Here is a 9,233-nt window from a genome sequence, read left to right as displayed (position 1 = left end):
GTAATAAGGCATTTATCGCGGCATTGGATGAAGCTATCGATATAAATATACCTGTTAGTCATGGTGAATTTACAGCGTTCAAGCAACAGGTTGAGTCTGAGTTTAGTCAACTGCAAGCCTCTATCACGGCAATACAACAAGCCATAGCTGATTCGGATAGGGCAATCGCTGAAAGCCTGAGACAGCTAAATCTAAAGATTTGTGGGCGCACAGTGAGGTAATGTATGAGCAGTCAAGGTTTTAATAACCCTAATCAATTCAGAGAAAAACTGGACAAGCAACTAAATGATGGCGTTACAAATGTTAAAGGGTATCAACCCAAGCGGTCTAGTAATTCCAAGCCACTCTCGCCACCAAATAAACCTTAAATTCATTAGATTGATTAATTTTACGCATAATTCAAAAGGTACTCCTGAGGGGGTACCCTTACCACGAGGCGGCATGCGCGCGGAAAACGGCTCGTTTTCAATTTTTCATGCTGTCAGCAGCAGGTGATTTAACCTTTTGATTTAATTTGCAAATATCGACATTGAGGTGACAATTTTTAAAATGAGTTGTCACCTCAATGTGTTATATCTATCTGATAATAAATAAAAATATCAGTTTTCACCTGACAGAGTGAGGTGTCAATGTCCAACATCAGCAATCTGGGGGACGCCTACAACTGGAGCGTGGCTAAGATTGCTGAAGCATTCGGCTTGAATCGCGGAACAGTTAAAAAGCGATTGCTCGATGCAAACACCCCGATAGCAAATATGGTTCGGGGGAATCCCGTTTACGCTTTACGAGATATCGGCCCGATACTTTTCGGCGCTGACCCTGATGCCAATACGAACAGCTTACAAGACCCATCATTAATGCCACCCAAGGATCGCAAAGATTGGTTTCAGTCTGAAAACGAACGGATAAAACTAGAAACCACACTTAAACAACTGGTTCCTGTTGCCGATGTGCATTTGGAAATGGCGGTGCTGGTTAAGGCAATAACCCAAGTTTTAGATACATGGCCCGATAAATTAGAGCGAGATAAGGGATGGAACGCGGAGCAGCTCACTGAGGTGCAAATCATTGTTGATGAATTACGGGATATTCTCGCTTCTCGCGTGATGGATGCGGAGGATTTTGACGAATGACAGTAAATTATGCCTCAGCATCAACGGTAAGAAAGGATGTCGCATCATTATTAAAAGCTCCCCGTAGAATGCCAATTGCTCAGGCTGTAAAAAAATATATGCGCGTTCCAATGGGGGAAGGCTCTTCAATACCGTGGGATGATTCATTAACACCTTATATTATTGAACCCATGAATTGCCTTGCAGATCGTCGCTATGACTCAGTGATATTTGTTGGTCCAGCTCGAACAGGAAAATCATTGGGGCTGATTGATGGCTGGATCGTCTATGTCATTGTTTGTGACCCTGCAGACTTTCTTCTCATCCAAATGACGGAAGAAAAGGCGAGGGAGCACTCTAAAAAACGATTGGATAGAGCCTTTCGTTCAAGTCGAGAGGTGGCTAAAAGACTAAGCCCTCACCGCAATGATAATAACGTTCATGACAAAACATTCAGGGCGGGGAATTATTTAAAAATTGGCTGGCCATCCGTCAATATTATGTCCTCTTCGGACTATCGGTTTGTTGCATTAACGGATTATGACCGGTTTCCTGAAGATATAGACGGAGAGGGTGATGCCTACACACTAGCCGCAAAGCGTACAACGACATTTATGTCCGCAGGTAAAACACTTGTTGAAAGCTCTCCTGGTCGAGAAATAACAGACAGTAAATGGCGACGAAATACACCTCATGAGGCACCACCTACAACGGGGATTTTGTCACTTTATAATCGGGGTGATCGCCGCCGCTGGTATTGGCCATGCCCGCACTGTTTGGAATATTTTTTGCCCATTCGAGAAAATATGGTGGGTTTTAATGAGGGGGATGACCCAACAGTGGGCAGCAAAGCCGCTCGATTACAGTGTCCACACTGTCTGGGGCTCATTGAACCTGATCAGAAAAGAGCGCTAAATAATAAAGGTATTTGGCTCAAAGAGGGGCAGTCTATTGACCAAAATGGCGTTGTGACAGGTGAGCCAAGGGAGTCGCGCATTGCTTCATTTTGGATGGAAGGCCCCGCAGCCGCTTATCAAACATGGGAAAAGTTAGTTTATAACTTACTCAATGCGGAGCAAGAATACGAGCGAACCGGGAGTGAGGAAACACTAAAGTCTGTTATTAATACCGACTGGGGACAACCTTATTTACCAAAAATCAGTCAAGAGCAGCGAAGCGGCGATGATCTTAAAGCCCGAGCAGAGTATTGGGACTATGGCTCAGTGCCTAATGGCGTTCGTTTTCTTGTTGCAACTATTGACGTTCAGGGCGGTAAAAAGCGGCGCTTTGTCGTTCAGGTCACAGGCTATGGCACCAGAGGTGAGCGTTGGATAATTGACCGATTTGATATCACTCATTCATTAAGAACAAGCGAAGATGGTGAATCACTGCCCATTAATCCTTCATCTTACGCGGAGGACTGGGATGTTCTCATTACGGATGTGCTCGATAAAACTTACCCAATTCACGATCATGACAACGTTGAAATGGGCGTCCATTGCATGGCAATAGATACCGGTGGGGAAGAAGGGGTAACTGATAACGCGTATAAATTTTGGCGTAAATGCAAAAAAGACGGCCTAGCGCGCCGTGTCTATCTGTTTAAAGGAGATGGTAAAGCCAAAAGCAAGCTGATTACCAAATCCTACCCTGATAATACGGAGCGTTCAGACCGCCGTGCAAGAGCGCGTGGTGATGTGCCTATTTATTTGTTGCAAACAAATGAATTAAAAGACCGTATTTCCGCACATTTAGGGCGGGAGACTGTGGGTAATAACTATGTCCATTTCCCTGACTGGCTCGATGATTCGTTTTACGATGAATTAACGTATGAAGAGCGCGACAGCAGCGGAAAATGGTCAAAGCCGGGCAAAGGGGCTAACGAAGCTTTTGACTTGATGGTCTATGCACATGCGTTAGTTATTTTACTCGGTTACGAAAAAATCAAATGGGAGAACCCGCCTAAGTGGGCTCAGTTGCCGGATATCAGTGAAGTTAAACTATCACCTCTGACTTCTAATCAACCTCCTCCAAAATCAACACCAATTCAAACTCAAGCAGAAACGCAAGAAACCAAGCCTAGCGCAAGTTCGGCATGGACTCCTGTGTCTTCAACATCTGGGGGATGGGTATGACCCGAGACGAAATTAAAGAAATGAGGGACGCGTATCTAAAAGCGGAAATGGAAATACTGCAGGGGAAAAGTGTCACATTTAATGGGCAGTCCATGACAATGGAAAACCTCAGCGAGATCCGCAAGGGGCGAGAATACTGGGAGAGGCGATATGCACAAAGCAGTGCTACAAAACGCAAGTCACCCGGCTATAAATTAGCGAGGTTCCAATGAATTTTCTTGATAAAGCCATATCGGTGATTTCACCAGGATGGGCCAGTAGTCGCTTGCGCTCACGAAACCAAATCCTCGCCTATGAAGCCGCAATGCCATCACGGCAACATAAAGCAAGGCGAGAGCCCCGTAATGCCAATCAATTAACGCAAACTGGGGGGAAATCATTGCGCGAGCAGGCGCGGTGGTTAGATAACAACCATGATCTTGTGATTGGTATCCTCGATAAAATGGAGGAGCGGGTTGTTGGTAGTAGGGGGATCATCGTTGAACCTCAGCCACTATCAATAACAGGGCAAATCCATGAAGAACTAGCCAAACAAATAAGATCTGCTTGGGCTGAATGGTCAATTCGTCCAGAAGTGACAGGGCAATTTACGCGCCCAATGCTTGAGCGTCTCTTGGTTCGAACATGGATACGCGATGGGGAGGCCTTTGCTCAATTAGTCAAAGGAAACCAAAAGGGGTTGGATAAACAAGCGGGGATTCCGTTTTGGTTGGAAGCACTTGAACCTGACTTTGTTCCTATTCATCTTGATGATACAGGGGAAAATATCCGACAGGGGATCCAATTAAATAACTGGGGTCGCCCACAATCCTATTCTGTTTACAAAAACCTGTTAACCGCAGGACAGCAAATGGGAGATCTCAAATCCATCCTCGCTGAAAACATGCTGCATATAAAATATGTACGGCGGTTACATCAGGTGCGTGGTGTCAGTTTATTTTCAGGTATCTTAATGCGCCTAAGCTCTTTGAAGGACTATGAGGACGCAGAGCTTACAGCAGCAAGGATTGCAGCTTCATTAGGGATGTACATTAAAAAAGGTGATGCCAGTTTATATGATGCTGATGAAGATAAAGAAGACCGAAATATCATCATTGAACCGGGCATAATCTACGATGACTTATTGCCCGGTGAAGAAGTTGGCATGATCAAATCGGATAGGCCAAACCCAAACCTTGAAAACTTTCGGAACGGTCAGTTAAGAGCTGTTGCTGCAGGTAGCCGGGGTAGCTATTCCAGTATTGCTCGTGACTACAACGGAACATACAGCGCACAAAGACAAGAACTGGTGGAGTCATTTGAAGGGTATTACATCTTGCAAGATACCTTCTGCGGCTCAATTAGTCGGCCTGTTTATCGACAATGGCTACAAATGGCGATTGCATCTAGGGTAATCATCCTTCCGCCTGATGTTGACCTCAACTCACTTTATAACGCCACATACAATGGCCCTGTCATGCCATGGATTGATCCGCTTAAAGAATCAAATGCATGGAAAGCACAAATTCGCGGTGGTGCTGCGACAGAAAGTGATTGGGTTCGCGCTAGAGGTGGTAACCCAGCAGAAGTTAAACGCCGCCGTAAAGCGGAAATTGATGAAAATGAACGACTGGGGCTGAAATTTGATACTGACCCCGCTAACGACAAAGGTAACGACAATGCAGACGAGAAACACACATCTCATGCTACCAAAAAACAGCACGACGATGAGTAAACCGCTAATGTCGGCACCGGAGAAAAGCTGGTTTCAAATGAAAGCAACCAGTGAGACTTCAGCCGATATTTATATTTATGACGAAATTGGGATGTGGGGGATAAGTGCAAAGCGATTTACCGAAGATTTAATTTCCCTTGGCAATATCAACCATATCAACCTTCATATTCATTCACCCGGCGGTGAGGTTTTTGAGGGTATCGCCATTTATAACCAGCTCAAAAACCACAATGCCAACATTACGGTTTATATCGATGGGTTAGCGGCTTCCATGGCGTCCGTTATTGCCATGGTGGGTGACGAAGTCAAAATGCCAAAAAATGCCATGATGATGATCCATAAACCTTGGGGTGTGTCGTGGGGTGATGCCAATGATATGCGAGATTATGCTGATCTGCTCGATAAGGTAGAAAACGTCTTAATTCCTGCCTACATGGAAAAAACTGGGAAAACCAAAGAAGAAATTGAAGCCATGCTCGGCGAAGAGACATGGTTAACGGCAGAAGAGTGCGTGGAGCACGGTTTTGCTAATACTGTGATTGAGCCGGTTAAAGCCATGGCCAGTCTTTCATCTAAACGCATCGAGGAATTTAAATCCATGCCGAAATCATTACAAAACACCTTGAAAAATAGCTTAGCTAACCCACGAAACACAATAACATCAAACGCACCGGCGACAGAGCCTGCACCACAATCACAAAATCCAACTAATACACAACAGCCAGATACGGCAAGCATTCAGGCGCAAGCACGACAAGCCGAGCAAACGCGCATGAATGGTATTAAAGATTTGTTTGCGATGTTCGGCGGTAAGCATGACAGCATCATGGTTGAGTGCCTGACAGATATCAACTGCACCGTCGAGCAAGCAAAAGACAAAATTTTAGATTTGGTAGCCAAAGAGGCGACACCAACAAATAAAAATAATTACGGTGCTCATATTTATGCGAATAACGGTAATCTTGTCGGGGATAGCGTCCGAGCATCATTAATGGCGCGTGCAGGATATGATGAAGCACATGCTGATAACCCTTATAACTGCATGACATTACGTGAATTGGCTCGCATGTCATTAACGGATCGTGGCGTTGGTATTGCGACTCGTAACTCAATGCAAATGGTTGGCATGGCCTTTACTCATGGCACATCTGACTTCGGTAATATTTTGTTAGATGTAGCAAATAAATCTATTTTGCAAGGTTGGAATGAAGCGCCAGAAACGTTTGAAAAATGGACGAAAAAAGGACACTTAGGCGACTTTAAACCGGCTACCCGTGTTGGAATGGGCGGGTTTAACTCCATTCGTGAAGTTCGCGAAGGGGCAGAATATAAGTACGTCACTACGGGTGATAAAAAGGCAACTATCGCACTGGCAACCTACGGTGAGTTATTCAGCATTACTCGCCAAGCTATCATTAACGATGATATGTCAATGCTCACTGATACCCCGATGAAACTAGGCCGCGCAGCCAAAGCGACCATTGGTGACTTGGTTTACGCTATCCTGATGGATAACGCAATCTTCAGCGGTGATAACATTAAAATGTTTGATGCAAAACACGCAAACTTAACCAGTGGCGGCATGGATGTTGATACGATTGCGGCTGCTTGTGCGTTAATGCAAGAGCAAAAAGAAGGTGAGCGTGAGTTAAATATTGAACCTGCATTTATGCTGGTTCCAACGGCGTTAGTAACTTCTGCCAAACAAGTTATTGGTTCTAGCAGCGTCAAAGGTGCGGATATCAACGCGGGGATCATTAACCCAGTCAAAGATATTGTTGAAGTTATCCGTGAATCTCGTTTATCACGTGGTGCGAGTAAAGATAAACCTACGTGGTTCCTGACCTCGGCGCAAGGTACAGATACCATTGAGGTTGCCTACCTTGACGGTGTTGATACGCCTTACATTGACCAAGAAGAAGGATTCAGCTCTGACGGTGTAACCACTAAAGTTCGTATCGATGCAGGGGTTGCCCCAGTAGATTATCGCGGCATGGTTCGTGTTGATACGAAATAACCTTATTACAGGTTAAAACCCTCGCCCTAACGGGCTTTTTTTATACCTAAAATCTGGCTCCTCGGAGCCAGAAGGAGAAGTTATGGCTAAGAATTATCAACAACAAGGGTTAACTGTTGAAATTAAAAATACAGGTGCAACCGCTATTATCAGTGGCGATTTGGTCATGGTGGGTGCATTAGCTTGTATCGCTGCAACAAATATTGAACCAGGGGAAACTGGTGATGGATTTGCTGAAGGTGTCTTTTTACTAAAGAAAAAAGCGGGCGTTGCATTAACGGCAGGTCAAACAGTGACAGGTGATAAAGGGATTGTTGCTGACAAAGGTGGCGTTCCTGTTGGTATTACATGGGGGGCGGCAGAAGCGGGTGCGGAGTTGGTACCTGTAAAGCTTAATCTATTTCCAGCAGCCGTGGCAGCAGGCGGTTAATTTATGAGTGCGTTTGAACGGTTTGCAGATCGCATGGACGCACTCACTGCAAAGCGAATGGGGAAGTCCATCATAATTAACGGTGTTGGTTATATTGGGGTGGAATCTCATTTCTTACCTGACTTCGGCCCTGTTACGGGGGATGGGCTTTCTTATGTCATTTTTTCTGATACGTACAAGCCCGGGAAGAATGACAGTGTTATTGCTGACGGTCTCCATTATAAAGCCACTCGCCGACAAAGGTTCAACGGTAAGTGGATGATTTTTTTAGAGGTTGATGACGATGAAGGGGAAAGATGAAGCGGTTCGTAATCTTGGTATTATCGTTGATAAAGTGACCCCGATTGCCACGGCACAGGCGATAAATCGGATTACGGCAAGAGCCGTTAGCCGCAGCGTTAAGCAAGTTTCCAAAGAAGTCAAAATCCAACAAAAGATCATCCGTAAGCGTGTAAGGCTTAAGAAAGCCAGTGTAAAGCAAGGAACCCCTAAAGCGCGGATCACAGTAAACAGAGGTAATTTACCTGCGATTGTGCTCGGCACGGCGCGTGTTCAATTATCTCGTCGTCGGGGAGTCGATAGGCGGCATGGCAGTGTTTTAAAAGTGGGTAAATTCACCTTTAAAGGTGCGTTTATTCAACAGCTAAAAAATGGTAAATGGCATGTCATGCAACGGCTTAGCTTAAGCCGTTACCCGATTGATGTTGTCAAAATTCCCGTATCTAAACCGCTAACAGAGGCCTTTGAAGAGCACGCTATTAAAGTTCGTGAGGAGGATATGAGCAAAGAAATGCAATACGCCTTGAATAACCAATTACGGCTTTATTTTAAGGGGGGATAATGATTAAGCACACCAAGATCCGCCAGTTGGTGATTGAGGGGCTCAAGACTAGCCACCCAAAATTATCAACTTATGACGGGCGACCTGTTAACTTTGATGAAAGTGAGCTGCCTGTCGTCGCTGTTTATTTAACAGAGCCTCACCCTGATCCACGGTACCTTGATAGCAACCAATGGACCGCCATCCTTCATATCGAGCTTTTTTTAAAAGCCGCCAAAACTGACTCTGATTTAGATAAATGGGTGGAAGAAACGCTATATCCAGCTATCGAAAGCATGAGCAGTTTAGGTGATGTATTAACCGATATGACCCCGAAAGGGTTTGATTATGATCGCGATGATGAAATGGCGTTATGGGCTTCGGTTGATATCACCTACCAAATTGAATATGACATGTAAGGAATTTTACGATGGCAAAAGTACCAAATCCATTAGCTCCCACTAAGGGGGCGGGTACCACACTTTGGGTCTATACAGGCACGGGTGACCCAACCCAAGATCCCTTTAGCGAAACGGGCTTTATTCGATTAGCTAAAATTAAGTCACTGGAGCCGGGAGAAATCACGGCGGCAAGTGAAGATGATAGCTATCTTGATGATCCTGATGGGGACTGGGAAAACACCACTCAAGGTGAGAAATCCTCAGGTGAAACCAGTATTACTCTTGCTTGGTTACCGGGCGAGGAAGGGCAAAAAGACCTGATTGAGTGGTTTGATGAAGGTTTGCCGCGCTTTTACAAAATTTCGTACCCGAACGGCACGCTGGATTTATTTAAAGGCTGGATTAGCGCCCTCGGTAAATCCATTCCGATCAAAGAAACCATGACGCGTACGGTAAAAATTAAAAATACCGGTCGCCCAACAATGGCGGAAGAAATTACACCGAAGCCTGCGACTAGAACGGCTACGCAACCTAAAGAATAATCAACTGACCAACCTAATGAATAGCCACAGAAATGTGGCTTTTTTTATATGCATTTCACCCT

11 protein-coding genes and 1 pseudogene are annotated in these 9,233 nt (G+C 45.0%); all 12 read left to right on the top strand.

Going from position 1 to position 9,233, the window contains the following annotated elements; translation table 11 throughout:
- On the top strand, nucleotides 1-221 hold a 221-nt coding region (locus PSF28_RS22715), incomplete at its 5' end, for a hypothetical protein (protein WP_272685693.1).
- Nucleotides 222-224: 3 nt separating this feature from the next.
- On the top strand, nucleotides 225-368 hold the full coding sequence (locus PSF28_RS22710) for a hypothetical protein (protein ID WP_272685692.1): 144 nt from the start codon (nucleotides 225-227) through the stop codon (nucleotides 366-368).
- A 261-nt stretch (nucleotides 369-629) separates the two neighbouring features.
- The gene (locus PSF28_RS22705) at nucleotides 630-1,133 is read left to right on the top strand and encodes a DUF1441 family protein (RefSeq protein WP_102140851.1); all 504 of its coding nucleotides are present in this window, start codon (nucleotides 630-632) and stop codon (nucleotides 1,131-1,133) included.
- A complete protein-coding gene (locus tag PSF28_RS22700) occupies nucleotides 1,130-3,247 on the top strand; it encodes a phage terminase large subunit family protein (RefSeq protein WP_272685691.1) in 2,118 nt (705 codons plus the stop codon). The genes PSF28_RS22705 and PSF28_RS22700 overlap by 4 nt, the downstream gene beginning before the upstream one ends.
- A complete protein-coding gene (locus PSF28_RS22695; protein WP_102140841.1) occupies nucleotides 3,244-3,459 on the top strand; it encodes a hypothetical protein in 216 nt (71 codons plus the stop codon). The genes PSF28_RS22700 and PSF28_RS22695 overlap by 4 nt, the downstream gene beginning before the upstream one ends.
- On the top strand, nucleotides 3,456-4,961 hold the full coding sequence (locus PSF28_RS22690) for a phage portal protein (protein ID WP_272685690.1): 1,506 nt from the start codon (nucleotides 3,456-3,458) through the stop codon (nucleotides 4,959-4,961). Before PSF28_RS22695 ends, PSF28_RS22690 begins: the two co-directional genes overlap by 4 nt.
- Complete coding sequence (locus tag PSF28_RS22685) at nucleotides 4,930-6,978, top strand: ClpP-like prohead protease/major capsid protein fusion protein (RefSeq protein WP_336298964.1); 2,049 nt, start codon at nucleotides 4,930-4,932, stop codon at nucleotides 6,976-6,978. Before PSF28_RS22690 ends, PSF28_RS22685 begins: the two co-directional genes overlap by 32 nt.
- An 82-nt stretch (nucleotides 6,979-7,060) precedes the next feature.
- Nucleotides 7,061-7,408 (top strand): DUF2190 family protein, encoded by a 348-nt coding sequence (locus tag PSF28_RS22680; RefSeq protein ID WP_272685689.1) that lies wholly within the window; start codon nucleotides 7,061-7,063, stop codon nucleotides 7,406-7,408.
- Between the two features lie 3 nt (nucleotides 7,409-7,411).
- Nucleotides 7,412-7,708, top strand: coding sequence for an ATP-binding protein (locus PSF28_RS22675; RefSeq protein ID WP_217008378.1), 297 nt, complete (start codon nucleotides 7,412-7,414; stop codon nucleotides 7,706-7,708).
- Nucleotides 7,686-8,249 (top strand): phage tail protein, encoded by a 564-nt coding sequence (locus PSF28_RS22670; RefSeq protein ID WP_272685688.1) that lies wholly within the window; start codon nucleotides 7,686-7,688, stop codon nucleotides 8,247-8,249. The genes PSF28_RS22675 and PSF28_RS22670 overlap by 23 nt, the downstream gene beginning before the upstream one ends.
- Complete coding sequence (gene gpU / locus PSF28_RS22665; RefSeq protein ID WP_272685687.1) at nucleotides 8,249-8,647, top strand: phage tail terminator protein; 399 nt, start codon at nucleotides 8,249-8,251, stop codon at nucleotides 8,645-8,647. The genes PSF28_RS22670 and gpU overlap by 1 nt, the downstream gene beginning before the upstream one ends.
- Nucleotides 8,648-8,658: 11 nt before the next feature.
- Nucleotides 8,659-9,150: pseudogene (locus PSF28_RS22660) on the top strand (phage tail tube protein); the annotation flags it as partial.
- Nucleotides 9,151-9,233: the final 83 nt, after the last annotated feature.

This window comes from Providencia sp. PROV130 (genome assembly GCF_028482225.1).
GTDB classification, from domain to species: domain Bacteria; phylum Pseudomonadota; class Gammaproteobacteria; order Enterobacterales; family Enterobacteriaceae; genus Providencia; species Providencia rettgeri.
This window is presented reverse-complemented; position numbering and strand designations above follow the sequence as displayed.

What these genes read in the sequence shown, in the direction of transcription:
- PSF28_RS22690 (WP_272685690.1), top strand. Translation starts at nt 3,456, where the DNA reads ATGAATTTTCTTGATAAAGCCATATCGGTGATTTCACCAGGATGGGCC.
- gpU (WP_272685687.1), top strand. Translation starts at nt 8,249, where the DNA reads ATGATTAAGCACACCAAGATCCGCCAGTTGGTGATTGAGGGGCTCAAG.
- PSF28_RS22710 (WP_272685692.1), top strand. Translation starts at nt 225, where the DNA reads ATGAGCAGTCAAGGTTTTAATAACCCTAATCAATTCAGAGAAAAACTG.
- PSF28_RS22670 (WP_272685688.1), top strand. Translation starts at nt 7,686, where the DNA reads ATGACGATGAAGGGGAAAGATGAAGCGGTTCGTAATCTTGGTATTATC.
- PSF28_RS22680 (WP_272685689.1), top strand. Translation starts at nt 7,061, where the DNA reads ATGGCTAAGAATTATCAACAACAAGGGTTAACTGTTGAAATTAAAAAT.
- PSF28_RS22675 (WP_217008378.1), top strand. Translation starts at nt 7,412, where the DNA reads ATGAGTGCGTTTGAACGGTTTGCAGATCGCATGGACGCACTCACTGCA.
- PSF28_RS22700 (WP_272685691.1), top strand. Translation starts at nt 1,130, where the DNA reads ATGACAGTAAATTATGCCTCAGCATCAACGGTAAGAAAGGATGTCGCA.
- PSF28_RS22705 (WP_102140851.1), top strand. Translation starts at nt 630, where the DNA reads ATGTCCAACATCAGCAATCTGGGGGACGCCTACAACTGGAGCGTGGCT.
- PSF28_RS22685 (WP_336298964.1), top strand. Translation starts at nt 4,930, where the DNA reads ATGCTACCAAAAAACAGCACGACGATGAGTAAACCGCTAATGTCGGCA.
- PSF28_RS22695 (WP_102140841.1), top strand. Translation starts at nt 3,244, where the DNA reads ATGACCCGAGACGAAATTAAAGAAATGAGGGACGCGTATCTAAAAGCG.